The 22,970-nt window shown below is 38.5% G+C and carries 28 protein-coding genes and 2 pseudogenes; 21 read left to right on the plus strand and 9 right to left on the minus strand.

Annotation, left to right across the window (positions count from 1 at the left end; genetic code table 11):
• Positions 1 to 8 precede the first annotated feature (8 nt).
• Entirely contained in the window at positions 9 to 809 is an 801-nt protein-coding gene (locus tag D7Y06_RS06645; RefSeq protein ID WP_120407027.1) for a gluconate 5-dehydrogenase, read from the plus strand.
• A gap of 83 nt (positions 810 to 892) precedes the next feature.
• On the opposite strand, the gene D7Y06_RS06650 is transcribed toward D7Y06_RS06645, so the two are convergent.
• A complete protein-coding gene (locus tag D7Y06_RS06650; RefSeq protein WP_120407028.1) occupies positions 893 to 1,333 on the minus strand; it encodes a threonine/serine exporter family protein in 441 nt (146 codons plus the stop codon).
• Positions 1,330 to 2,109 (minus strand): threonine/serine ThrE exporter family protein, encoded by a 780-nt coding sequence (locus D7Y06_RS06655; protein ID WP_120407029.1) that lies wholly within the window; start codon positions 2,107 to 2,109, stop codon positions 1,330 to 1,332. Before D7Y06_RS06655 ends, D7Y06_RS06650 begins: the two co-directional genes overlap by 4 nt.
• Positions 2,110 to 2,295: 186 nt before the next feature.
• On the opposite strand from D7Y06_RS06655, the gene D7Y06_RS25880 reads away from it, so the two are divergent.
• From D7Y06_RS25880 to D7Y06_RS06685, 7 genes are all read left to right on the plus strand, one after another.
• Entirely contained in the window at positions 2,296 to 2,451 is a 156-nt protein-coding gene (locus D7Y06_RS25880) for a hypothetical protein (protein WP_158591289.1), read from the plus strand.
• The gene (locus D7Y06_RS06665; RefSeq protein ID WP_120407031.1) at positions 2,448 to 3,104 is read left to right on the plus strand and encodes a stage V sporulation protein AA; all 657 of its coding nucleotides are present in this window, start codon (positions 2,448 to 2,450) and stop codon (positions 3,102 to 3,104) included. The genes D7Y06_RS25880 and D7Y06_RS06665 overlap by 4 nt, the downstream gene beginning before the upstream one ends.
• Positions 3,094 to 3,519: a stage V sporulation protein AB gene (locus D7Y06_RS06670; protein ID WP_120407032.1), complete on the plus strand. Its 426-nt coding sequence runs from the start codon at positions 3,094 to 3,096 to the stop codon at positions 3,517 to 3,519. The genes D7Y06_RS06665 and D7Y06_RS06670 overlap by 11 nt, the downstream gene beginning before the upstream one ends.
• 54 nt (positions 3,520 to 3,573) lie before the next feature.
• Positions 3,574 to 4,059: a SpoVA/SpoVAEb family sporulation membrane protein gene (locus D7Y06_RS06675; RefSeq protein WP_120407033.1), complete on the plus strand. Its 486-nt coding sequence runs from the start codon at positions 3,574 to 3,576 to the stop codon at positions 4,057 to 4,059.
• Positions 4,056 to 4,202 carry a hypothetical protein gene (locus D7Y06_RS25885; protein ID WP_158591291.1) on the plus strand — a complete coding sequence of 49 codons (147 nt, stop codon included), beginning with the start codon at positions 4,056 to 4,058 and terminating at the stop codon, positions 4,200 to 4,202. Before D7Y06_RS06675 ends, D7Y06_RS25885 begins: the two co-directional genes overlap by 4 nt.
• A 496-nt stretch (positions 4,203 to 4,698) precedes the next feature.
• Positions 4,699 to 5,511, plus strand: a complete 813-nt coding sequence (locus tag D7Y06_RS06680; RefSeq protein ID WP_120407034.1) for an ATP-binding cassette domain-containing protein — start codon at positions 4,699 to 4,701, stop codon at positions 5,509 to 5,511.
• 29 nt (positions 5,512 to 5,540) lie between these two features.
• Positions 5,541 to 6,086: a DUF1648 domain-containing protein gene (locus D7Y06_RS06685; RefSeq protein ID WP_442970391.1), complete on the plus strand. Its 546-nt coding sequence runs from the start codon at positions 5,541 to 5,543 to the stop codon at positions 6,084 to 6,086.
• Positions 6,087 to 6,673: 587 nt separating this feature from the next.
• Here the strand turns inward: D7Y06_RS06685 and D7Y06_RS06690 are convergent.
• Both D7Y06_RS06690 and D7Y06_RS06695 read right to left on the minus strand, forming a co-directional pair.
• Positions 6,674 to 7,303, minus strand: coding sequence for an ABC-2 transporter permease (locus D7Y06_RS06690; RefSeq protein WP_120407035.1), 630 nt, complete (start codon positions 7,301 to 7,303; stop codon positions 6,674 to 6,676).
• A pseudogene (locus tag D7Y06_RS06695) lies at positions 7,300 to 7,770 on the minus strand (ABC transporter ATP-binding protein); the annotation flags it as partial. The gene D7Y06_RS06690 and the pseudogene D7Y06_RS06695, both read right to left, overlap by 4 nt.
• Positions 7,771 to 8,036: 266 nt before the next feature.
• Between D7Y06_RS06695 and D7Y06_RS06705 the strand changes: the two are divergent.
• The 12 genes from D7Y06_RS06705 (at position 8,037) to D7Y06_RS06760 (ending at position 19,229) form a co-directional block, all read left to right on the plus strand.
• On the plus strand, positions 8,037 to 8,210 hold the full coding sequence (locus tag D7Y06_RS06705) for a DNA-binding protein (RefSeq protein ID WP_120407037.1): 174 nt from the start codon (positions 8,037 to 8,039) through the stop codon (positions 8,208 to 8,210).
• A gap of 52 nt (positions 8,211 to 8,262) precedes the next feature.
• Complete coding sequence (locus D7Y06_RS06710) at positions 8,263 to 8,937, plus strand: response regulator transcription factor (protein ID WP_120407038.1); 675 nt, start codon at positions 8,263 to 8,265, stop codon at positions 8,935 to 8,937.
• The gene (locus D7Y06_RS06715; protein WP_120407039.1) at positions 8,925 to 10,208 is read left to right on the plus strand and encodes a HAMP domain-containing sensor histidine kinase; all 1,284 of its coding nucleotides are present in this window, start codon (positions 8,925 to 8,927) and stop codon (positions 10,206 to 10,208) included. The genes D7Y06_RS06710 and D7Y06_RS06715 overlap by 13 nt, the downstream gene beginning before the upstream one ends.
• Before the next feature lie 153 nt (positions 10,209 to 10,361).
• Positions 10,362 to 11,168: an alpha/beta fold hydrolase gene (locus tag D7Y06_RS06720; protein WP_120407040.1), complete on the plus strand. Its 807-nt coding sequence runs from the start codon at positions 10,362 to 10,364 to the stop codon at positions 11,166 to 11,168.
• 26 nt (positions 11,169 to 11,194) lie between these two features.
• Positions 11,195 to 11,473, plus strand: a complete 279-nt coding sequence (locus tag D7Y06_RS06725; protein ID WP_120407041.1) for a hypothetical protein — start codon at positions 11,195 to 11,197, stop codon at positions 11,471 to 11,473.
• A gap of 180 nt (positions 11,474 to 11,653) precedes the next feature.
• Positions 11,654 to 12,691: a hypothetical protein gene (locus D7Y06_RS06730; protein WP_120407042.1), complete on the plus strand. Its 1,038-nt coding sequence runs from the start codon at positions 11,654 to 11,656 to the stop codon at positions 12,689 to 12,691.
• 3 nt (positions 12,692 to 12,694) lie between these two features.
• The gene (locus tag D7Y06_RS06735) at positions 12,695 to 13,954 is read left to right on the plus strand and encodes a hypothetical protein (protein ID WP_120407043.1); all 1,260 of its coding nucleotides are present in this window, start codon (positions 12,695 to 12,697) and stop codon (positions 13,952 to 13,954) included.
• A gap of 6 nt (positions 13,955 to 13,960) precedes the next feature.
• The gene (locus D7Y06_RS06740) at positions 13,961 to 14,824 is read left to right on the plus strand and encodes an ABC transporter ATP-binding protein (RefSeq protein ID WP_120407044.1); all 864 of its coding nucleotides are present in this window, start codon (positions 13,961 to 13,963) and stop codon (positions 14,822 to 14,824) included.
• Between the two features lie 68 nt (positions 14,825 to 14,892).
• A complete protein-coding gene (locus tag D7Y06_RS06745) occupies positions 14,893 to 16,134 on the plus strand; it encodes an ABC transporter permease (protein ID WP_120407045.1) in 1,242 nt (413 codons plus the stop codon).
• The gene (locus D7Y06_RS06750) at positions 16,110 to 18,119 is read left to right on the plus strand and encodes an ABC transporter permease (protein ID WP_120407046.1); all 2,010 of its coding nucleotides are present in this window, start codon (positions 16,110 to 16,112) and stop codon (positions 18,117 to 18,119) included. The genes D7Y06_RS06745 and D7Y06_RS06750 overlap by 25 nt, the downstream gene beginning before the upstream one ends.
• An 82-nt stretch (positions 18,120 to 18,201) precedes the next feature.
• Positions 18,202 to 19,044: an N-acetylmuramoyl-L-alanine amidase family protein gene (locus tag D7Y06_RS06755; protein WP_120407047.1), complete on the plus strand. Its 843-nt coding sequence runs from the start codon at positions 18,202 to 18,204 to the stop codon at positions 19,042 to 19,044.
• Positions 19,041 to 19,229: a hypothetical protein gene (locus D7Y06_RS06760; protein ID WP_120407048.1), complete on the plus strand. Its 189-nt coding sequence runs from the start codon at positions 19,041 to 19,043 to the stop codon at positions 19,227 to 19,229. Before D7Y06_RS06755 ends, D7Y06_RS06760 begins: the two co-directional genes overlap by 4 nt.
• 261 nt (positions 19,230 to 19,490) lie before the next feature.
• On the opposite strand, the gene D7Y06_RS26490 is transcribed toward D7Y06_RS06760, so the two are convergent.
• Together D7Y06_RS26490 and D7Y06_RS28535 are read right to left on the minus strand one after the other, a co-directional pair.
• The gene (locus D7Y06_RS26490) at positions 19,491 to 19,688 is read right to left on the minus strand and encodes an alpha/beta hydrolase (RefSeq protein ID WP_199714652.1); all 198 of its coding nucleotides are present in this window, start codon (positions 19,686 to 19,688) and stop codon (positions 19,491 to 19,493) included.
• 685 nt (positions 19,689 to 20,373) lie between these two features.
• Complete coding sequence (locus D7Y06_RS28535) at positions 20,374 to 20,562, minus strand: CPBP family glutamic-type intramembrane protease (protein WP_120407049.1); 189 nt, start codon at positions 20,560 to 20,562, stop codon at positions 20,374 to 20,376.
• Between D7Y06_RS28535 and D7Y06_RS06780 the strand changes: the two are divergent.
• Positions 20,528 to 20,758 (plus strand): annotated as a pseudogene (locus tag D7Y06_RS06780) (relaxase/mobilization nuclease domain-containing protein); the annotation flags it as partial. The gene D7Y06_RS28535 and the pseudogene D7Y06_RS06780 overlap by 35 nt on opposite strands.
• 225 nt (positions 20,759 to 20,983) lie before the next feature.
• Here the strand turns inward: D7Y06_RS06780 and D7Y06_RS06785 are convergent.
• The 3 genes from D7Y06_RS06785 to D7Y06_RS06795 all read right to left on the minus strand — a co-directional run bounded on the left by D7Y06_RS06785 (position 20,984) and on the right by D7Y06_RS06795 (position 22,970).
• Positions 20,984 to 21,319: a hypothetical protein gene (locus tag D7Y06_RS06785; RefSeq protein ID WP_147415600.1), complete on the minus strand. Its 336-nt coding sequence runs from the start codon at positions 21,317 to 21,319 to the stop codon at positions 20,984 to 20,986.
• Positions 21,320 to 21,483: 164 nt separating this feature from the next.
• Entirely contained in the window at positions 21,484 to 22,116 is a 633-nt protein-coding gene (locus D7Y06_RS06790; RefSeq protein WP_120407051.1) for an ABC-2 transporter permease, read from the minus strand.
• Positions 22,113 to 22,970, minus strand: coding sequence for an ABC transporter ATP-binding protein (locus tag D7Y06_RS06795; protein ID WP_120407052.1), 858 nt, complete (start codon positions 22,968 to 22,970; stop codon positions 22,113 to 22,115). The genes D7Y06_RS06790 and D7Y06_RS06795 overlap by 4 nt, the downstream gene beginning before the upstream one ends.

Here is a 22,970-nt window from a genome sequence, read left to right on the forward strand (position 1 = left end):
TAAAGGAAATGGCATTTATTGACAATTATTCCTTGCAGGGTAAAATTGCCTGGGTAACAGGGGCATCTTACGGAATCGGTTTTGCAATCGCATCTGCTTATGCGGAGGCAGGGGCTACTATCGTATTTAACGATATTAAACAGGAATTGGTGGACAAAGGTCTGGCATCCTACAAAGAAAAAGGTATCGACGCCCATGGTTATGTCTGTGACGTGACAAATGAGGAGCAGGTACAGGCTGCCGTAGAGAAGATTCAGAATGAAGTGGGGATTATTGATATCCTGGTAAACAATGCAGGAATTATTAAGCGTATCCCAATGACAGAGATGAAGGCGGAAGAGTTCCGTCAGGTTATCGACGTAGACTTAAACGCACCCTTTATTGTGTCAAAGGCAGTGATTCCGGGGATGATGAAAAAAGGACACGGAAAAATTATAAATATCTGTTCCATGATGAGCGAATTAGGACGTGAGACAGTTTCCGCTTATGCGGCGGCAAAGGGCGGTTTAAAGATGCTTACCAGAAATATCTGTGCAGAGTACGGCCAGTATAATATCCAGTGTAACGGTATCGGGCCAGGTTATATCGCAACTCCCCAGACTGCTCCTTTAAGGGAGAAACAGGCGGATGGAAGCAGGCATCCTTTTGATGAGTTTATCTGCGCTAGAACCCCTGCTGGCAGATGGTTAAATGCAGAAGAGTTACAGGGGCCGGCAGTATTCCTTGCGTCAGAGGCTTCCAATGCAGTGAACGGACATATTCTGTATGTGGATGGCGGTATTCTGGCATATATCGGAAAACAGCCGTAATAATAGGAACGTGAAAAGGGAAAAGTTATGTTTGTATAAAGGGGCTGTCGGGAAATAGATAGCCCTACATTGAAAGAGATGTTTCAGTAAGGAAATTTCCTCCGGGCAAATAATAAAAATTTCTGGGGCAGGGCAAAACCGAAAATAATGCCAAGGGCTATGGCCCCTGCCACCTTAAAAGTTTCCGTTCCCTTTGCCACAAAAGATTCCATGTCGCTCATAATAAAATAGTAGGAGGTATAGTAAATGCCGGAGCCGGGGACAAGGGGGAATATCCCTGCCATAAGGTAAATTGTCACGGGATGTTTCCTGTGCAGGGCAAAAAGCCTGGCTAAAAGGGTGAGAAGCAGGGTGGCGCCTAGGGAAGATACGGCGGGGCCTGCTCCCAGTTGGGACAGGAAAAGATAGGAAAACCAGGCAATGCCGCCGTTAAGGGCTGCAAGGATACACTGGTCTTTGGGCACGCTGAACAATATGGAAAATGAGGCCACGGCAAAGGTGGCTGCAATGACTTGCAATATCATAAAAGGGGTACACCTCCCGGTATATATTGGTATAATATAATCATAGAACCAACCCCCACGGCAATGCACATGGCGGTTAAAAGGGCATCCAAAAGATGGATAGCCCCGGAGAGATAATCTCCGTTAAAAAGGTCACGGATGGAAGTGGTTAAGGCAACGCCAGGTACTAGGGGCATAATGTCACCGATAACAATTTTATCCTGGAGCACAGGCAGTCCCAGGTGTAAAACAAACAGGCTTGCAAAAGTTACAAAGGCGCTTCCCACAATATTTGATATAAATTTGGATGTCTTTTTTCTTCTGGTATAAATAAGATAAATTTCCAGAATCATGCCAAATAGAAAAGCGAAGATGGCATCCAGGAAATTCCCTCCAAAAATATAGGTATAGCAGGAGCAGCCAAGGCCTGCAAAGAAAGTCAGGGTGGCAGGCTTTGGCAAAGGGATGCTTCTGCACTGTTCCAGCCTGTCCCAGGCAGTTTTCAAATCGCATTTCTTCTCTGAAATTTCCCTGGAGAGCTGATTTATAGCGGCAATCCGTCCCAGATGCACATCTCCTAAGGGGACGTGGCGGATGATGCTGCAGCTCTCGTCGCTGTCCTCGTTTGCACTGGCAAAAATTCCGTTTGATAGTACATACACATCATAATTCTCTATTTCAAATGCTTTTAAAATATGAAAGATGGTATCCTCCACACGGTAAATTTCTCCGCCGTTTCTTAAAAGTTCATCTCCGATTTCCACGGCAAGAGTTAAAATTTCTTTATTGTATGACATAAAAATCTCCTTAAAAATCCTCTGTAGATAGTATAATATTATACGCATAATTTGACTTTTTTTCTACTGTAATTTGAAAAGATTTTGTAGAAAAGTGAATGTGTATAAAGGATACAAAAAAAGAGATACTAACTAGAAACAGCTTAGTTTTATTTGTTTCAGAAAAAAGAAAAGGATGTGAGAAATTTGAATCGGAAAACCTACAGAATTTGTATTGTAATGCTTATTGCGGCGGCTATCCTTTCCACCGTTATCTATTATCAGATGGTAGAAAAGAAAGAACTGAGCCCAAAAGACGGGGTATTTGTCTGGGAAACCTGTGAGGAAGGAATTAACGTATGAGTGCAAATGACGAGACAATTTATATTAAAATCGACCAGAATGTGCTGGTAAGTGACAGCAGCGTTACCATAGGGGATGTGGCTTCCGTCACAAGCTCCAATGAGGCCATGGTGCGGCAGGTACGGCAGATAAAGTTTTTTCAGTTCCCGGAAAAGTCGGTGAATGGTAAAAAATTGCCGAAAGTCCAGCGGAAGGTTTTTTCTATTTTAAAAATTGTGGAGCTGATTCACAAAGATTACCCCAATGCAGAAATCAGTAATGAGGGTGAGACGGATTTTGTCCTGGAATACAAACAGGGGGAAAATTCCAAAGTGATGGAATGTGCCAAGACGGTTCTATTAAGTATTCTGATATTTTTCGGCGCGGCCTTTACCATTATGTCTTTTAACAATGATATCGCCATTACAGAACTCTTTGAAAAATTTTATTTGCAGATTGCAGAAGTTGAGTCAAACGGCTTGACGGAGCTTGAGATCAGTTACTGCATCGGGGTCACTGTGGGAATCCTGGTATTTTTTAATCATGTGGGAAAGAAAAAACTTACCCCGGATCCCACGCCTATCCAGGTACAGCTGCGGAAATATGAGCAGGATGTAGACACTACGTTTATTGAAAATTCCGGCAGAGGAGGGACAGAGGTGGATGTGGATTAACCATATTTTTTTAGCATTTGTGGGACTGGCCAGCGGCCTTGCAGTGGCAGGGGGAACCTTTGCCCTGATTGTGTCCTTAAAAATAATCCCAAGGATTGTGGGGAAAGGCCATCTGGCCTCCCGCACGGTGTGGTTTGAAAATATGATTGTCCTTGGGGGAATCTGGGGAACGATATTTGCGGTTTTTCCCATGATAAGATTTCCTGTGGGACATTGGTTTATTGCCCTTTACGGGTTATGCAGCGGTATCCAGGTGGGCTGTCTTTTAATGGCGTTGGCGGAAATTGTAAATGTATTCCCGGTTATCTTCCGCCGCTTCGATTTAAAGACAGGGATTTCCTGGGTGATCATTTCTTTGGCGGCAGGAAAACTGGCAGGTTCTTTTTGGTATTTCTATAAAAACCTGTCCTGTTAAAAACTATCTATGATGATTGATTGATTTTTTAGAAAAAGAAAGAGAGGTAATTTTATGCAGAAAGATAAGGCGACAAACGAAGAAAAACAGGCGGAACAGAAAGCCTATAACGAATATGTGAAACAGGTGACTCCCACCCATTCCCTGCCAAAAAATATGGCAAAGGCATTTCTTTTGGGAGGCGTTATCTGTATCATTGGCCAGGGGATTTTAAATTATGCCATAAGCCTTGGGCTTGACAAGGACACGGCGGGAAGCTGGTGCAGCCTTGCCCTTGTATTAACCAGCGTTGTTTTGACAGGCTGCAATATTTATCCGAAGCTTGCCAACTTCGGGGGGGCAGGAGCCCTTGTCCCCATTACGGGATTTGCCAATTCCGTGGCGGCTCCCTGTGTGGAATTTAAAAAGGAAGGGCAGGTATTTGGAATTGGATGTAAAGTGTTTACCATTGCCGGTCCTGTAATATTGTTCGGGATATTTACAAGCTGGCTCTTGGGGCTTATTTATTGGATTGGAAAAATTTTGGGATTTTTCTCATGAGAGCAGAAAGAGCATATGGGATAGATGCTGTGGAAACTTTTTCAGTGGCAGGAACAGATGACGTGATCATGGTAATCTGGGTGCTAGGTGCAAAACGGGAGCAAAAGCCGGTATACATCTTGGAAATGAGCATGATATTGTGAGATATTTTCCGGAATATTTTTCCGATTACAGGGAAAATCCGGATACGGTAATCAGATGGACAGACAGGCTTCAATCATTATCGGGAGAATGGTTAGGAAATATAATAATTAAAAGACAGATTATAGGAAAAACCGGGCACGGCCTATAGCGTAATACTATAGGCTGTGCCCGGTTTATATTCCGGAATGACGAGTTATGGATAACTATTTTCAGAAAGTTCAAAGCAGAGAGCCAAAAATCCGAAAAAGAGCGAAAATATGCTGTACGGCAAGAAATAAAAAAGCTAAGACATAGAGGTATCCAGATTTTTATGGCTATCCAAATCAGGATTCGCTGTCCCATCTGTGGCAGTAAAACCTGTGATAGAATTAGCGAGGTGTTTTAGAATATAAACAATATCTGAATGAATTTTGACTTAATAACACCCCAAAATATAAAAAACTATTGACTGTAAACCTTGTTTATACCCTATACTGGGCAAAAGGAGGTAGACAGATGGAGCATATATTAAAAATCGAAGCTTTAACAAAGCAATATAACAGACATAATGTTATAGATAATGTAAATATGTCAGTTCAGGCAGGGGCTATTTATGGCTTGATTGGACGAAATGGTACAGGAAAAACAACGATATTGAAAATCATTGGAGGATTGGCAAAACCATCAAGCGGGAAAATATGCTTGTCCGATAATACCGAACAGAACGGCGGACAAGATGCTTTACGAATCGGTGTGTTAATTGAGCAAGCTGGAATTTATCCAGATATGTCTGCAAGACAAATCAATTTTATCATTTCCAGTCATATCCTTGGAGAACTAAGCAAGATTGCAACCGATTATGTAATAATTCATAATGGTGTCCTGATAGAGCAAATTAGTAAAATTCTATATGCAGTAGTGGTTACAATTGCAACGAAAATATTTTATGGTAATCAGTTTGCGATAGGGTCTTTCAGCAGTTTAATTCTCTTGTTAGGTGTTCAATATTTTTTACACTTAGGATTTGCGTGTGTTATTGTATTTATTTGTGTATTGACAAAAAGCAGTGCTTTTACTATGGCATCGGGGATTTTGATTAGTTTCAATATTATGAGTATTGTATATTCACTGGTTAATAAGCTGATACCGTTTATAAGCAGCAACGCCGATATTGATATAAGCCAATTTATGGTGGATTACAATATATCTGCTTACAACTTGGAAACACTGGCGAATGGCTCTTTCAGAGCTATTGCAGTCGGATTTATATTCGTTATCATCTCTGCGGTTTGTGCTTGTATTGTTATTGAAAAAAGAGATGTGCTATAAAATCTGTATATTGGGAGGAATTAAGTCCGATACGAAATATGAGCAATGGGTATCGTGAATATTCAGAAGAAGAAATAAAAACCATTAAGAAAATTGCATATCTTAGGACTTTGGGTATATCCGTTGAGGATATTCGCAGGCTTTCAAGTAAGGAGATTAACTTGTACGATGTAGTAAAAATACAAAGGCAGACTCTTGAGCAACAGTTATCCGAGTTGGAAAATGCAAAATTAATGTGTGAGAGGATGCTTTTATCTGGAGAAACAATTGATTATGAAAATTTAGATATTGAGTTATATGTTGCTGATGTAAAAGATTATTGGAATGAAAATAGGAAGGTTTTCAAATTAGATTCCGTGAGTTTCTTTTATATGTGGGGTGGAAGCATTGCTTGGGGGATACTCGCAGTTGTATGTTTGTTGGTGGCGGTGTTTTCATTTGGACATTTACCTGCTGAAATACCTATCCAGTGGAGTAGTGATGGCATAATTAGTTCCTTTGTAGATAAAAAATTTATTTTTGCTTTTCCTGCAGCCTGTATAATTATCAGATTTCTGTTGCGTCCCTTTATTTGACAGTGGCTCAAGATAAATATTATTGATAGTGATTCTGTTACAGATTACATTACTAATTATTTATGTTTCATAGCCTTAATTAATTGGATTATTGTTGATGGCTGCATATAAAGCAACAAGGAAGAGGTAGCAATATGAAACAAGCAAAATCTAGTTTTCTCTTTTCCTCACAAAAAAATAAAAATATATTGCGCACAAACCACATATTATAGTGCCAACAATTTCAGCTAGAAATATCGGTTTTAACTCAAATGTTGACTATAAAAAAGAACCAATAACCGCATTTTTTACTCTTGCGTGTTATCAGCTCTGCGTCTAACTAAATATTAAAATGACTGCCGTAGCTACGCTTCCTAAAATAGTATCGTAAAGTATAAATATACTATCCCATAATGAATTTACAATCCTTGCATATAAGGTGTCAACTAAAATGATACAACATCAGAATGGGTATTTGATATGTTCTTTGTATGCTTCTGTGCAAGTCACGGAAAATCCCCCCTTTCCTCAAAGGTTGTGCTGTGGTTTACGGGCTGCATTTATGATAACAGGGGGCGAAAGCACTTTTTGATTTTGCTACTGAGTTATCAAACGATATCCCGATTTTGATATACCGCTACTGCAATTCGGTATGAGATGAAAAAACAAACACCAGAAATTACAAGAACGATATTAAAAGCCAACAGGATATTGTTTTTTACAGGAATAAAAAGATTTGTGAGAAGCACAAGCCCAACAATAATACCTGCCGATGCCATAAAGGACATCATAAAGACAATCTGGGATTTTTCCGGGTCAAACAAATAGGCACATGGTAAGCTAATGCCGCCCGCCAATAAAGTAGCACTCATACCGATAGCAGCATATAAGCACAAAGAATGAACTGTTATATCTGCTCCCGCTAACATAAGCACAATACATGGAATAAGTGCTGTAATTAGACCGACTACCGCAAGCAAGATATAAAAGATGAATTTTTCGCTGATAATCTGATTTCTTGATACGGGCATGGTAATCACATTTTTATTCCATTTTGAGCCTGCGTCGCTTGTGATACTGATAAAAACCGCTGTGGTGGAAGCTACCGGGGCTAAAATCAGAAGTGCGCTTGTTTCCAGTAAAAAAGACAATCCAAAACCTAAAACAACCAAGCTGACGATAGTTACAAGGATATTGCTCTTTGCAATATAGAAGTCTTTTAGTAAAACGCCTTTCATCTTCTTTCCCCCTTTACATAGAGAAGCATAATTTCATCAATCGTAGCTGGCACAATCAATGCTTTCGGATATTTTTTCTGCATTTTATCCCGTTCAGAAATTAAAATCTGCCATTCGTAATCCATTTTTCTGTATGTGATAATATCCGATTTATCCAATGCGTCAAATTGTGCCGCTCCGCATTTTATAACGCCATATTGTTCAATCAGTTCATCTTTCGGTTTGGAAAAAATAACTTTTCCCTCATGGATAAAAACAATGTAATCGGCAATTTTTTCTAAATCGCTGGTAATGTGGGAAGATACCAGTATGGAGTGTTCTTCGTCCTGCACAAAGTCCAAAAGCATATCCAGAATATCGTCCCGGATAACAGGGTCAAGCCCGCTGGTTGCTTCGTCTAAAATCAGCAGCTTAGAATGGTGTGAAAGGGCTACAGAAATAGCCAACTTCATTTTCATTCCCTTCGTTACAGCATTAAAAGATTGGTTATGCGATTACAGACGTTCCCGCCAGTTTTCGCAGTTTATTCAGTTTTTCCAGTTGTTTTTTTGTTCAGTTGAAGTTCATTTAGGTACTTCTGGATTGTTTCTCCCAAAGTGGCATGGATTAAGATATGTACTGCTTCGGTTACAAGGACAAGGTTGCCGTATTCATCTGTACCGACGTTTTCAAGCGGCACTTGTTATAGTTCTTTTTAATGTATATAATATTATGGTACGTTGGGTAGTCAGATATGTTTGAATATATGGCAGCCCAGGAAAGCGAAAAAATAGAACGTATCACTTCGGTGGGTACGGCGGATATCCAAAAAAATCAGATTGAGGGCGCAATAAACATCTATCGGATATGGCTCATTCTGAAAGATGCACAAAAGCCTGTTGATATTCGAAAAAAAGTAGGAACTTGACCACTTTTTGACTTTTAAGCTTTATAATATTTTAGATTAGGAGGTTTTTGCTATGGCATATAAGATACTCATTGTTGATGATGAAAAAATGCTGACTGAATTATTATCAAGCCACTTGCAGGATTGTGGGTATGAGACTTTTGTAGCGGAAGATGCGGAGCAGGCAATATCAATGCTGAATACATATCCAGATTTAATTTTGCTTGACATCAACATGCCCGAAATGGACGGATTGGAGCTATGCAAGATTATCCGTAATAATGTCACCTGCCCTATTTTGTTTTTGACAGCTCGGATTACAGAACAGGACAAGGTAAACGGTTTGCAGGTCGGCGGCGATGACTACATAACCAAGCCTTTTAGTTTACAAGAATTGACCGCAAGGGTGGCGGCTCACCTGCGGAGGGACGAGAGAAGCAAGTGTACTCCTAAAATCGTATCTTCACAAGGCTTAATTGTAAATCTTGCTGAACGCAAATTTTTTTATGGAGAAAGGTCGCTGAACTTATCAAATCGTGAATTTGATATTGTCGAGTTTCTGATGAGTAACGCTAACCAGATATTTGATAAAGAACGGATATACGAAGCCGTATGGGGTTTTAACGCTGAGGGCGACAGCAATGTTATTAAAGAGCATATCCGAAAAATCAGAAATAAACTGACTGAAGCTACGGGCAAGGAATATATAGAAACAGTTTGGGGGATGGGATATAGATGGAAAAAATGAAGAAAGTAAAATCTATTAAAAGTGCATTTATCTGGACGGTTGCCATTACAATGATAATTGTTTTTACATCCTCTGCTTTGACAATTTATATCTGTTATCGTATGCAGAAGAATATCATCCCCGACTCACAGGAAATTTGGCTGCATACACAGACGATTATGGCAGACGGGACAGTATCTGAGGCAAAGCAAAGATTTATACTTGATGAACCTTCTAAAGTATCTATACTTGCCCCCGCTAAAGTGGAAGAAGAAAAGTTAAAGGATACAGAATTCACAATAGAGAGAATAGAATCCAGCTTCTCCACACTTCGCCCGAAACAACAGTTACTATATAGAGCAATAAGCATTTCTATGGTAGGGCTTCCTTTTATCTATTCAGTTATAGGAATCATGTTATGTGCATGGTGGTTTTATAGGAAAAAGCTATCGCCGCCAATTCAGGTTCTTGCAGATGCAACAAAGCATATAAAGGGGCAAGACCTTGATTTTACGGTTGCTTATAACAGTAACGATGAATTAGGCAGGCTCTGCACAGCTTTTGAAGAAATGCGGCAAGCTTTGTATGATAACAACCGACAGCTATGGAATATGATTGAGCAGCGGAGAATTTTACAGGCATCAGTGGCACATGACCTCAGAAATCCGATTGCGATTATAGAGGGCTATGTCGAATATATGCAGCAATGCTTTACAAATGGAAGTCTGAATGATGAGAAATTGCAGCATACACTATCCAACCTTGCGATAACCTCAAAACGACTTGAGCGTTATACAGATTATATTCGTGATTTGAATACCATTGAAGAAACCGAAACAAAGTATTCTGTCGTTCAGTTACCAGATTTTTTGAAAAATGCTACAGAAAGCCTTTCACTTATTGCAGGACAACATAGCCTGGAGATTGAATATCATTCTACCGTATCCGAATGTCAAGTAAAATTAGATGAGCAAATATTTTACCGTATTGTTGAGAATATCTTTTCTAATGCCATTCGATATGCTAATATCAAAGTGAGTTTCCTATACACATTTATTGATGATGTACTTACTATAACCATTACAGACGACGGCAAAGGATTTTCAAAGGCAATGCTCCGCAAAAAGAATACCTTTCTTTATTCTGAGGATAAAAGGGGTGAACATATGGGATTGGGATTGGCTACAAGCCGTGTCCTTAGCCAGAAACACGGCGGATGTTTAGAACTTTCAAATGTTACTCCAAGTGGAGCTTCTGTAACAATTAAACTTGCAGTCAACAAAGTGGGGTGATATTTTTATTGGAATAAAAAGTGATTGGCAAAGAATCAAATCAAAATTTATTTTGGCGGAATTGAAATGGATAAAAAAAGAACGGTGAATTGGATAATTATGCGGTTTATAGATTTGTTGCAAAATAAGAAAATTTGAAAGTGAGTTGAAGTAATGTTTTATAATGCAAAAAACAACAATATGAAAATAGAACAAAGTAATATGGATTATGTAAGTTTTGGTGTAGGAAATAAAAATTTAATTATAATACCAGGGTTAGGAGATGGATTAAGAACTGTTAAAGGTATGGCTATTTCACTTGCATTTATGTATAGACAATTTGCAAAAGAATATACAGTGTATGTGTTTAGCAGAAGAAATAATCTAGCAAAAGGATTTACAACAAGAAATATGGCACAAGATATAGTTGAAGCAATGAATTTATTAAATATATCAAATGCTGATATAATGGGAGTTTCTCAAGGTGGAATGATAGCACAATGTATGGCAATTAACAATCCAGAAAAAGTAAATAAATTAGTTTTAGCAGTAACATCTTCAAAGTCTAATGAAATCATAAATAATGTTGTTGGAAACTGGATTCAGTTAGCAAAGAAGGAAGATTTTAAAAATATATTCCTAGATACAGCCGAAAAATCTTATAGCGAAAAGTATTTAAAGAAATATAGAAAATATTATAATATTCTATGGAGAGTTAGCAAACCAAAAGATTATAAAAGATTTATTATTCAAGCTAATTCGTGTTTAACACATAATGTATATGATGATTTAGATAAAATTAAAGCTTATACTTTAATAATTGGAGGAAAACAAGATAGTATTGTAGGAGTAAATTCTTCAAAAGAAATAGCAGATAGAATTAGTAATAGTGAATTATATTTATATGAAGATTATGGACACGCAGTTTATGAAGAAGCAAAAGACTTTAATGAAAGAGTTTTAAAGTATTTAAAGAGATAAATCGAAGTTTGAAAGGAGTAACAGACATGGAATTTCCATTTTATGATTCACCCAATACTGCTACGATTATTTGTTGCCATATATTGGAGCGTCAGGCACCTATTCTATATGTATCACATGATGAAGATGACGGAATGTGGCAATTTCTATGCGGAGAAACACATGAAACAGATGAAGCAAAGTTAGTATCTTTAAAATGGGTTTTTGATTTAGATAACTCTGTTAGTACCTTAAAGGATATGCCTTGCGGTTACTATGCAGAAAGAAAAACCCAAGATGACGATTGGATTATCAGAAAGCTATAACTTCCCATTTACCGAGCAACATAAATACATAAAGAGTAAGACACATAAGACGCAGAACCAGCAGACTTGTGAGAAATCACAGTTTGTTGGTTTTTCTTATGTAATTTTCTATTTCTTGACCGCATTTTGACATTTGGCTTTTATAATTAAAATACATCAAACATGACAGGAGGATAAATAATGCGAAAACAAATATTATCATTAGTTATGATTTGCAGCTTGCTATTCACTACGACAGCTTGCGGAAATTATAACATTGAGGACGGGAAAGCTCCTCCGCAAAACACGGAAGAAAGTCCATTTACAAAATCAGAGGAAGAGGGTTCGTTAGGTTTTCTCAGCCACGAGGAAGTGAGTCCCGCCAGATCTGATGACCAGAGTGTTTTACCGTATGAATATAACGGCGGAGAATTTAACTTGGACTATCAGTTTACATCAGAGGGAAAATTAGATAACATAGGCTTCCTGCTCTTTTTGGACGGAAAGCCACAGGCGTACAAGGTAAATGATACGAGGGCGGAATATGAGTATCTCCATTGTTTCCAAACATCAGAAAAGCACGAAGAAAAATTTTCGTTTGTGTTTACACCGAACACGGGAAAAAAAGGTGATACCCTAAATATTACAATCCTGAGCATTACCAATCCCGCTTTCCAACCCGATATGAAAGAAACATCAAGTTACGGCTGGTATCACCAACACCTTGAAAGAATGCTGAAACTGCATTTTAATGAGGATGCTCCAGACAGCGATATCTTTTATGGAGAAAGTGAAAATATTTTTCGTGATGTCAGCGTTGCAGAAGAAAAAATCACTTCCTCTTTTATTGAGAATGAGCTTGTGAAAAACGGTTGGGATGGAATTACTATGGATACATTGGATAGCGGCGTTTATTCGACTATTTCCTATGATGGCGAATTAGTGTATGACAATATCAATCTTACCAATAAAGATACACTTACAGTGCGTTACACGATTTGCGGAACGCCAGGTACAAGGTATGGCATATCATTTTTCTTAAATCATAAGCCTATATCGTTTGATAAAGTGATTTCATACGATGCAACATTAAGCAAAGGAAATGTGTGGATAATTGAAGCCATCATAGACACCTCTAAATTAGATGACTTCAATACTTTCTATGCGGTAGCCGTTGCTGCAAGCAATGATTGTTCTACAAATAAGACAGGCTCAATTTTGCTTTATAAGGAGGACTGAAAAATGAAAAGGAAATTCATGTGCATTATGCTTATACTTACTTTTGCTCTTAATCTGTCAGCTTGTGGTAAGAGTCAGGAAAATGTGAATAGTTCTGAAAACGGAAGCTCCATAGATGCGCCACAATCTGAAGAAGATAACACATCGGAAAAAACAGGAAGCGAAAGCAGCGACAATAATAAGTCCAACCCACAGAATAGTGATACAGATAAAAATACTATGGATGTTGGCACAGTGAATGGCTCGGCTTTCTCTGGAAAGGTCAGCGGCTGTTATTACGCTGATGGCAATCGGATTATTGTTGCAGCAGATAAGCTCTATCTTTATGATACTGGGAAAAGCGAGACTATAGCAAGTGCGGATATTTTTTTGAATGAGTTATGTGTGCAGCCTTATTCGGACGGGTATTTCATTGTCGGTGAAGAAAATATCAGCGGCAGCACGGGTTCGTTTGCAACGGCACAAAGCAGTAATGGAATAAAAGGATACCTATTAAATAAGGATTTTGTTGTTAAGAATACAATTTCCTTTCGTGGGCTGCTAAATGATGATTCTGTCCTCCAAATGGCGAGTGTCACCATTTCACAGGACGGAAAACAAATCGCTTTCGGCGGATTACAAGGACTTTATCTCTATGATACTTCTTCCCAAAAGGTACATACCATTCTGAACTATTCCGAAAATGGCAGGGCAAATAATATGGAGATTGTAACGATGGATAGTCTTGCATTTACGGGAGATAAAACTTTAACTTATGTAGGCATGGGAATAAGCTCTAATGGCGGGGATGGAGTCTCTGTTTATGGAACAGTATCTACAGACAATGCAAGTCTTAGTATCACCCAAAAAGCCGATTATGAAGTGGATGTTGAAGAAGTACAAAAGGGCGGAAACTTACTTGTCATGCCCCAGAGCTTTAACAAAAATAATGGAACGCTGCTAATGCTTGATACTGCATCTAATACAGAAAAAAAGATTACATTCTCAGGTAGCAGCGAAGGAAAAGACGGGGTTTTCTGCTCTGAGCAAGGTAAATATGTTGCTACTTCCATTTTGGGAGAAGCCAGCGTAACAATAAATATTTATGATACAGCATCGGGAAATGTTATCCATACTGAAACAGTCAAGGATAACAACAGTACTTATTTCCAGCGTGTCCCGCAGATTTTAATTTTGGATGAATCAGGCACCTGTATCGTTGTGCTTGGGCGAGGTATTAGTGAAGTAAGCACCTTGATAACAACATTTGGCTTTAAGGGGTAATTATCTATGAAAGTATCATTTCAGAATGTTTCAAAACAGTATAGAGGTAAATATGCCTTAAAGAATTTTACCACGGAACTCTCGGAGGGTGTCTATGGACTTTTAGGGGCTAACGGTGCAGGAAAAACAACGCTGATAAATATATTTGTCGGCATTTTGGGCAGCGATAATGGAACTGTTTTGATAGACGGTCAAGATGCAAAAAAAATGGGCAAAGACTTTTTATCAAAAATCGGATATATGCCGCAATACCCTATCTTCTATCGGGATTTTACGGTAATGGATTTCCTGTTATATATGTGTGCGTTAAAAGGAATCCCTGCGGAACAAGGAAAAGAACGGGCTTTTAAGCTTCTGGGCATTGTCAACCTTTTCGATGCGAAAGATAAAAAGATTGGCGCACTTTCTGGTGGTATGCGGCAGAGAGTCGGCATTGTCCAAGCAATGTTAGGCGACCCTAAAATCCTTATTTTAGACGAGCCTACAGCAGGACTTGACCCAAGCGAACGCATCCGCTTTCGCAATTTGATTTCACAGTTTGCACAGGGACGGACGATTTTGCTGGCTACCCATATCGTTTCTGATGTCGAGTGTATTGCAAAAGAGATTATTATTCTCAAAGAAGGCACTTTGATCACGCAAGGAACTACCGACGTATTAGAACAGAGTATCTATGGTAAAGTGTGGGAAGTGACAACAAACGCCAAAGAGGCTGCTTGCCTTAGCAACAAATATTATGTCAGTAATATGAAGCAGCAGGGTGAAAATTTTTCAGTAAGAATTGTAAGCGATAGCTCGCCCGCAACAAACGCAGTAAAAGCTTCCCCTAACTTGGAAGATGTATTTTTATATTATTTCCGCGGGCAATGAGTCAAGTGCCGTGCTCGCACGAGCATTTGACGAATGCCGCGAGAGTCGAAAGACATTGGAGAGAAAAAATGACACGCTTAATCAGATATGAATTTTACAAATTGTTTTGCAAGCGGTCAATACTTGTTGTACTTATTCTGTTCAGTGTAATAAACCTGTTCAAAATAAATAATGAATTTCATTCCTATTCCTACTTGGCAGACGGGAAAGACAGCCGCAGTTGGAACAGCGTGTATTGGCAGCTCTATGAGAAATATCGTGGAGAGATAACTACCGATAAAATCAACAATCTTCTTGATCTATATCAGCCGTTAGCAGATGCTACGGCTGATATGACGGCAAGCACAGACACAGATGACCCGAATACGATGACGGGAAATATATATAGTGACGAAAACATCTTAGAAAAATACTATGTAGAGCCTATGGAATATTTCTATAATTATCGGACTTATGCTTCGGAAGTGGCAAAGAAGGCAAAAGAAAATGCTGCATTTTACAAGGAACAAGGACTTAACTTTGAAGTGCGTAAAAACAGTGTTATTTACAATCTTTATTCTGGACGGAATATACCAGCTTTTGCCTATCAGGAAATGTATAACTATTATTTGAACTATGACTTTTCAAATATATTGGTTTTGTTTCTTTGTTTATACGGAATTGTAAGCACTTTCGTCTATGAAAAAGAAACGCAGATGGATATGCTGTTACTGACGAACCCTAATGGCGGTAAAAAAACCGTATTAGCTAAAATTGTTGCAGTTACTTTGTTTGTAATAAGTGTTGTAATATGGTTTTCCGTGCTGGATTATCTTGGCTTTTCCTTTTCATTTGGAACAATGGAGGGATATAATCTCCCTCTGTATGCCATCAGCAATTTCAGTACGGCTGCGGTAAACTGCAATTTGTGGCAATACGTAGTTCTATCCGCAATTACAAAAGCAATCGGCATATGGACTATGAGTATGGTTTTCCTACTGATTTCCATGTTTTGGCGTAACGCTCTTATCCCATTTGTCGCTGACTTTGGAGCAGCCTTATATTTGATTATTACAGGTGCGTCACAGAGTTACTCAAGCAATATTCGGCTAAAGATAATAAACCCCTACTCGCTGCTCACTAACCGTATTTTGTTCGGTAAGACGGAATTTATCGGTTTTGGGGGCTATCCAATACAAAGTTTTTTGGCAGCTATTATTTTTGCCGTAATAGTGGGAATGGCTGTAATAACGGTAATGGTTATACTTTCTAAGAAGAATTGTCATTGCCGGGACAGGAGGATAAAATGTCTGGATTCATGTACGAAATAAAAAAGATATTCCTTCACCAAAAAGGGCTTTGCTATATCGTCATTGTCCTATTGGTTGGAACTGTATGGCTCGTTGCATCAGACAATCCTTATAATAGTGCAATGGAACAGTACAAAAGTGAATATGAATGGTATCTTGATAAGGTAAATGGATACTGTACCGATGAAACTTCTCTTTATCTGGAACAGGAAGCAGAGAGAATTGCAGACACCAAGGAGAAACAAAACTATCTTTTGGAAAGCTACTATGATGGCAAAATCAGTGAAAGCGAATATAAGAAGGAGAGCCAAGAAATTGGAAGGGTTCTGGAACATCAGAACGGATTTGAGGTCGTTTATCAGCAATATCTCTACACCTGCGAAAATGCCAAAAACCGCTATTTTCTTCAAACGAACGGATGGACGGGGCTTCTTGGCGGAGGTACGCTTAATTTTGTTCTGTTCCTTGGCATTTTGCTGATTGTTACGCCCGTATTCTGTTCCGAGTATAGCTGCCAGATGGATGCTTTGATTTTGACCTCAAAAGAGGGGCGAAAAAGCTCTTTGCATAAGATGCTCATTGTTATTTCGGGCGTCCTATTGATGTGTGTAAGCATATCGCTCATTGAATACGGATTTTACAGCCTCAAATATGGACTGCCTAATGGAAATTATCCCATCCAAAGCCTTAGTTACTTTGCAGGCAGCAACAAAAGCATAACTTTATTCGAGGGATATGTATATATAGGATTGCTCCGTCTTTTTGGCAGCGTGTTTTTAACAATACTTCTTATGTTTATTTCTGTTTTGGCGAAAAAGTATGCGGTGACCCTGCTTGCAGGTGCAGTATCGGTCATTATTCCCTATGCAGGTCTATCCAAAACAATTATTTACCGTCTGCCGCTGCCTTTGCCATTTCTGCTCGGAACAGACTTTTTTGCAGGAGATATTGTTTCAAGTGATGCTTTTACAGGTGATGAGAAAATTGTTTTTGCAGAGATTAATACTATTACACTGCTGATTTTGTTTTCAGTATCCGTATTCTTATGTATTTTGGCTGCCGCTTGGATTTCACGGAGCAATTCTAACAAATGGCAAATGAAAACAAGGAAAATGCGAAATGTACCGACTCTTGCTATCATACTTAGTTTCTTATTGACAATGACAGGATGTTCAGATAACGGAAAAAGCCAGAATTTTATTTATAATTCATCGGCGGAATATGATTGTATGGGCTATGAAATAACACAGGACGCAGAAACTTTTGACTATTATCTTAAAAATGCTTCCACGGGAGAAATGCTTCATTTAGTACGCTCACCTATGTTTGGGGCGTTTTCTGATGAAGAAAAGGTATGTGCGTTTTGTGTATGTTCACCATATCTATATTATACGACATCGGTTACGGAAAGTTATGTGAACCGTGTCGGAAACTATAACAGCAGCATAACAAAGGTGTCGGTGGTAGAACTTAATTTAGATACCTTTGAGGAAAAAATCGTTTTTGAACAGATTACAAATTCTGGTCGTTCCCTCTTTGACATTGATTATGAGACGGGTGATAAATGGAAGTTTTTAGAGTTCCATTACGGTTTTTTCATAAATAATGACAGCATATTTTTCATTGGCAATGATGGTATAACAGAAGTAAACCGTTTCACGAAAGGCATTACAAAACTTGACATTCCTACAAGTGGAAATATCTCATTTGATGGAGAAAACATTTTTTACAAAAACGAGCAATCGGTTTTAACAAGGTATCATGTTCTAAGCGGCGAAACTTTTACTTATGAAAAAGTAGTTGCGTATGATTTCTGCATTGATGAGCAGTCGATTTATTATGTATCCAGAACAGACGGAAGTCGTGTATATTCCTGCAACAAGGATGGGAACAACAAAAGGTTGATGAGCGATACGCCCGCAATGTCGGTTACTTGTGATGCTGGCAACATTTATATATTAGCAAAAGAAAGCGGGGAGAACATCGTTTTATCAAAAAGTCGTTGAATAATGCCTAATTCTTGACCAGTTTTTGACTTTCCTATGAAACAATATATTTTGGAAAAAGGAATGAGGAACAAATGCGGCAATGGATAAAAAACAACACAGAAAGAGAAAAAAACTCAGGAAGAGAAAAAAGGCCAAACGGCTTGTGATAGCTTATCTGCTCAGGGCAGTCGTTATACTGATACCAGTAATAATGATAATACTTATGGTTTGCGGCTGTCTTTACATATGCGAAAAGTTTACAAAGGAAGATGAAAAAACAGATATACGCACAGATATACATACCAATACATATACAGATACCAATACATATACAGATACGAACGCTGGCAATGGCACTGCTCCTATTACTTCAACAGCTGACTACGTTTCAAAGTTTTGCGTCATCATAGATGCAGGACATGGCGGAAGTGACGGTGGGACTGTCAGCGGAAAGATTATAGAAAAGGATATTAACCTTTCGGTTGCATTGAAGTTAAAAACGATTCTGGAGGATAACAATATTGAAGTTATTCTGACCAGAAACTCCGATGAGAAGATGAGCCTCGCACAGCGGACTTCTGTTGCAAACGGCTCCAATGCAGATTTTTTTATCAGCCTTCATTGCAACTATTATGAAGATGATGCGCAGATAGCAGGTTTGGAATGTTATTACAATAGTCCAGACGCAACGGAAAGCAAAGCATATGCAGAAAGCATAATCCATGCAGTTTCGCTAAGCAATGACGTGAAAACGAGGGATGCAAAAACCGAAAACTATTATGTTTTGCGAAATACTCAAATACCTGCTGTTTTGGTGGAAATGGGATTTCTTTCAAATTATTCTGAGAGTCAAAAGCTGTTAAGTGACGACTATCAGGAAATCTTGGCACAGAGAATGGCAGAGGGAATTTTTAACAAGATAGAGGGAGATGAAAACTCATGAAGAATCATTCAAAAGGCAATAACAATAAAAACGAGATAGAACTGTTATTGAGAAAAGCACTTAGAATAAAACAAAAACCCAGCCAAGAATTAAATGACTCTATTATTCGTCAATACGAAAAAAATATACAAGTACCAGTTATCAAAGAGCCAGACACTTTAGATGCAGAAACAATGAACGTGTGAGCAATCATAATTTGTTTTTTACATAACAAACTCATCTCCACCAAATTAAAAAAACGACGAAGAACCAAAATACCTATAAACCGTAAAGGTGCGACAGCCCTTACGGTTTTTCTTTTGTCGTTTTTGGTCGGATTGCGTTGCAAGCCTGTTTTTTACAGTGGATGCCGTTCACCGCCTGCCAATCTGGATTATTCAAAAAAATTCAGATTGGACAATATGAAAAGACCTCACACTTCTCTGCATTCATTAATATAACATTTATTAAAAGCATTTCTTTTCATCAATAATTTTTGAAACTCTTTTATCAGTCCAATTTCTATATGCCAAAGGTGTAGACATATCTATTCCGATAATAGCCTTTATATCATCAGGATATTTTTGTTTCCATCGTATTGCTTCTGATCCTGACATAGAATGTGGAACTAAAATATATGGTTCTGCTTCACCAATAAAATTCATTACTTTTTAGTTGTTTATTCATTACTTATTTACCTCAAAAATTCCCATTTATCTTTGGATTTATTATACATCTGTTTACCACTTTTTGGAATACCTGATTATACTTTTGGTATGAGAAGATATATGCGACTTAGCTCCGCAAATCCCCGCTGCCTGCATACTGTGTTATTTATATTTTAGTACAGTCCAGCCGGTTCTTCCTGATGTCGTTCCTGCCCCCGGTTTCTCCGGCAGCGTTTTGCTCCCTCTGGTGCGCTCGCTGCGGCGGGGATTTTTATTCCCTTTCACAGTTCATGGCGGCACGTCGTCTGGGGAGCATATCCCATCAGCCCGGTCATGTGATTGGAGTAATCCATCGATGAACTGATACTATCATAGAATATTTTTGTTCCCATTCCCGTATTTCCATAAATCAGGAATGGAGTGAAAAAATCAAAAAATTCCACGTTTGCGGAATGGTGTGGTATAATCAATATGGCGGCGGGTAACAAGCCGCCGGAAAGGGGATAAAACCATAAAGCAGGGCATAACCATACAGGAGCGCTCAAAGACTTACGGACAGAGCGCCATTTAAAGCTGGAAGAACTTGCGGAGCTGACACAAGCTTCCACATTCTTTGTCTGCCTGTTTGATTGCTGATACTAAGGTGTCTTTATCAGCTTTTCCGTCTAACCATTGAAATTCTTTACTTACCAGAGAATGAAAACCAAAAATAAGCCGTAAAATCAAATATTCCATGCAACAGCATACATGAAATTAAGTTTTTAGAACGATAATATATAACACAAAATAGAAAGCCAACGAATGCTGCATATATTACCTGACATATTGTTGAAATTATTAAAGATATGGCGGTACTTATCAAGAATGCCACTACCTACCAAAAGACAAAGCCCCTCTATGAAGCCTACCGTAAAGCCCGGAACAAGGAGAAATACCGGGCAGAGCATGAACGGGGTATTATCCTCCATGAAGCGGCGGCAAAGGCACTAAAGGCGGCGCAGATCGGCGGCAAGCTCTCCAACGTCCCCGCCCTGCAAGCAGAGTATGAAAAGCTGCAAACGCAGAAGTGCGGGCGCAGTTTTCCGCTTCTGCCGGTGCTTTCCTTGCCGCCTTTTTGCTGGCGTTCCGGGTATGCGCCCCGTCAATATGCTCTAAGACACGCTCGGCGGTTCTCGTGTCCCGTTCCGGCTCCGTCCCCGGCGTATGGGGCAGGGGCGGGCTTTGTACTGTTTCATTTAGCATACCTTGTAGTATGAAAAAACCCGCTATAGTAGGCGGGTCAAATAAATTTGCTATTCAATGTTTTGCATAAATGTTTTCATTGTTGCAATAAAGCGATTGGGGTTATCTGGTTGGATCGATAATTGCTCCAGTATATCAAGTGCTGATTTAAGTTTTTGTTGAAGATTTGTTAGATATTGCTCAATATCATTATATTTTTGTGGGATAAAAAATTTATCCAAAACAGATGTGTTATCCATGAAATCCAATTTTTGTATAACAACACATTGTTCAGTTATGCTGGATATATTTCTACATGTTTCTTGGTAAATCAGATATTCTTGTTCAAAAAGTTTTTCAAATTCATAGGTGTATGTATCTGCAAAACTCATAACTCTTGCAGCCATAGTTTTAATTAGCCACAACTTATTATCTAGCCACTTATCCCTAATGATATTTAAAAAGCTATCCCATGTTTCTAATCTAATATTAGAAAATTTTGCAGCTTCTATAGCCCCCGATTGATAGCCATTTTTAGATATAAGATTACTTTAACAGTCCAATAGCCATATTATTTCTTTCTACTGTACCCTATCGTACTTATTATCATTGAAATTATAAAGAGGATTACCACTGCAACTCCTGCAATAACAATATAAGAAAATATAGAATTTGTCATAGCAGAAAATCCAGCCCCATCTTCAAAATATTTGACAAAATAGAACATGGGAATTACTACAAAAAGACCCATTGTCTGCGCAGAACGGAAACCAAACCAATAGGTTAATGGCAGACAGATTCCAGTCCATAATAACGGAAGAATTAGAGATACAGCAGCAGACACTCCCCAAACAGTAACATTGAAACTCTGAAAAGCAATACTCGGTAAAAGATTTAATATAATACTTCCCACAATGCTGACTGCCAATGTGCAAATAACGGAAATATATTTGCCTGCCACTACTGAAACTGCGTTTACAGGCATTGCTAACTGATATTTTTTCCAGCTTGCCTTTTCATCACTTGCAAAACTCATTATATTCTGCATACCTATTGTCATAGTGAACATTACAGAAGCAAGCAGCCCCGCATAAACTCCGGTATTGACCATGAGTAATATAATTGCTCCAACTGCTATTATAACCAGCTTTTTGTCAATACTCTTAAAGAAGATTGTAATATCTTTGTAAATTAAACCTTTCATGCTGCACCTCCTTTGATGTAAAAAAGCATAATATCTTCCAGTGTTGCATTATCAACTACAATATCTTTGTATTTGCGCTTTATCGCTTCTTTGTCACGGACAAGACACTCCACACTGACATTTGTAATCCTGTGGATAATATAATCATCCGGGGAAATGGAAGCAAACTTTTCCCTCCCGCACTTCACTATCCCAAAATGATAAACAAGGTCGTCTTTTTGTTCCTCAAAAATAATTTTGCCTTGATGAATCAAGATTACATAATCCGCAATCTTTTGTATGTCCGATGTAATGTGAGAGGAAAAGAAAATGGAACATTCCTCGTCCTGTATAAATTCTAAAAATAAATCTAACATTTCATCACGCACAACCGGGTCAAGCCCCGTAGTCGCTTCATCTAAAATCAACAACTTCGGTTTATGTGCCATAGCGCAGATAATGGATAACTTCATCTTCATGCCCTTTGAAAAAGAGCCTATTTGTTTTCTTTCGGGGATTTTGAATTTTTTTAGGTACTGTCTGTAAAGGCTGCTATCCCATGACTTATATACGCCGGACAGTATTTTTTCAATGTCTGACACATTAAATACATCATGGAAATTGCACTCGTCAAAGACAACGCCTATATTTTCCTTAACAGAAGAAATTGTATGTTCCATACCAAAAATCTGTATTTGCCCATTATCTTTTTTTAATTCATCAAGTATTAGGTTAATGGTCGTACTCTTACCTGCCCCGTTTTCGCCAATAAAGCCGACAATCCTGCCTTTCGGAACTTGAAATGAAACATGGTCTAACAAAAATTTGTCAAACTGTTTGCATAAATCCCGTACTAAAATGTTGTTTTTTTCCAT

Source organism: Roseburia sp. 1XD42-69, from assembly GCF_003612565.1.
Taxonomy (GTDB): domain Bacteria; phylum Bacillota; class Clostridia; order Lachnospirales; family Lachnospiraceae; genus Roseburia_B.

Bases quoted from the DNA above. Each gene is read 5' to 3' on its own strand.
- D7Y06_RS06645 (WP_120407027.1), top strand. From the start codon at position 9: ATGGCATTTATTGACAATTATTCCTTGCAGGGTAAAATTGCCTGGGTA.
- D7Y06_RS06650 (WP_120407028.1), bottom strand. From the start codon at position 1,333: ATGATATTGCAAGTCATTGCAGCCACCTTTGCCGTGGCCTCATTTTCC.
- D7Y06_RS06655 (WP_120407029.1), bottom strand. From the start codon at position 2,109: ATGTCATACAATAAAGAAATTTTAACTCTTGCCGTGGAAATCGGAGAT.
- D7Y06_RS06665 (WP_120407031.1), top strand. From the start codon at position 2,448: ATGAGTGCAAATGACGAGACAATTTATATTAAAATCGACCAGAATGTG.
- D7Y06_RS06670 (WP_120407032.1), top strand. From the start codon at position 3,094: ATGTGGATTAACCATATTTTTTTAGCATTTGTGGGACTGGCCAGCGGC.
- D7Y06_RS06675 (WP_120407033.1), top strand. From the start codon at position 3,574: ATGCAGAAAGATAAGGCGACAAACGAAGAAAAACAGGCGGAACAGAAA.
- D7Y06_RS25885 (WP_158591291.1), top strand. From the start codon at position 4,056: ATGAGAGCAGAAAGAGCATATGGGATAGATGCTGTGGAAACTTTTTCA.
- D7Y06_RS06680 (WP_120407034.1), top strand. From the start codon at position 4,699: ATGGAGCATATATTAAAAATCGAAGCTTTAACAAAGCAATATAACAGA.
- D7Y06_RS06690 (WP_120407035.1), bottom strand. From the start codon at position 7,303: ATGAAAGGCGTTTTACTAAAAGACTTCTATATTGCAAAGAGCAATATC.
- D7Y06_RS06705 (WP_120407037.1), top strand. From the start codon at position 8,037: ATGTTTGAATATATGGCAGCCCAGGAAAGCGAAAAAATAGAACGTATC.
- D7Y06_RS06710 (WP_120407038.1), top strand. From the start codon at position 8,263: ATGGCATATAAGATACTCATTGTTGATGATGAAAAAATGCTGACTGAA.
- D7Y06_RS06715 (WP_120407039.1), top strand. From the start codon at position 8,925: ATGGAAAAAATGAAGAAAGTAAAATCTATTAAAAGTGCATTTATCTGG.
- D7Y06_RS06720 (WP_120407040.1), top strand. From the start codon at position 10,362: ATGTTTTATAATGCAAAAAACAACAATATGAAAATAGAACAAAGTAAT.
- D7Y06_RS06725 (WP_120407041.1), top strand. From the start codon at position 11,195: ATGGAATTTCCATTTTATGATTCACCCAATACTGCTACGATTATTTGT.
- D7Y06_RS06730 (WP_120407042.1), top strand. From the start codon at position 11,654: ATGCGAAAACAAATATTATCATTAGTTATGATTTGCAGCTTGCTATTC.
- D7Y06_RS06735 (WP_120407043.1), top strand. From the start codon at position 12,695: ATGAAAAGGAAATTCATGTGCATTATGCTTATACTTACTTTTGCTCTT.
- D7Y06_RS06740 (WP_120407044.1), top strand. From the start codon at position 13,961: ATGAAAGTATCATTTCAGAATGTTTCAAAACAGTATAGAGGTAAATAT.
- D7Y06_RS06745 (WP_120407045.1), top strand. From the start codon at position 14,893: ATGACACGCTTAATCAGATATGAATTTTACAAATTGTTTTGCAAGCGG.
- D7Y06_RS06750 (WP_120407046.1), top strand. From the start codon at position 16,110: ATGTCTGGATTCATGTACGAAATAAAAAAGATATTCCTTCACCAAAAA.
- D7Y06_RS06755 (WP_120407047.1), top strand. From the start codon at position 18,202: ATGGATAAAAAACAACACAGAAAGAGAAAAAAACTCAGGAAGAGAAAA.
- D7Y06_RS06760 (WP_120407048.1), top strand. From the start codon at position 19,041: ATGAAGAATCATTCAAAAGGCAATAACAATAAAAACGAGATAGAACTG.
- D7Y06_RS26490 (WP_199714652.1), bottom strand. From the start codon at position 19,688: ATGAATTTTATTGGTGAAGCAGAACCATATATTTTAGTTCCACATTCT.
- D7Y06_RS06785 (WP_147415600.1), bottom strand. From the start codon at position 21,319: ATGGCTGCAAGAGTTATGAGTTTTGCAGATACATACACCTATGAATTT.
- D7Y06_RS06790 (WP_120407051.1), bottom strand. From the start codon at position 22,116: ATGAAAGGTTTAATTTACAAAGATATTACAATCTTCTTTAAGAGTATT.
- D7Y06_RS06795 (WP_120407052.1), bottom strand. From the start codon at position 22,970: ATGGAAAAAAACAACATTTTAGTACGGGATTTATGCAAACAGTTTGAC.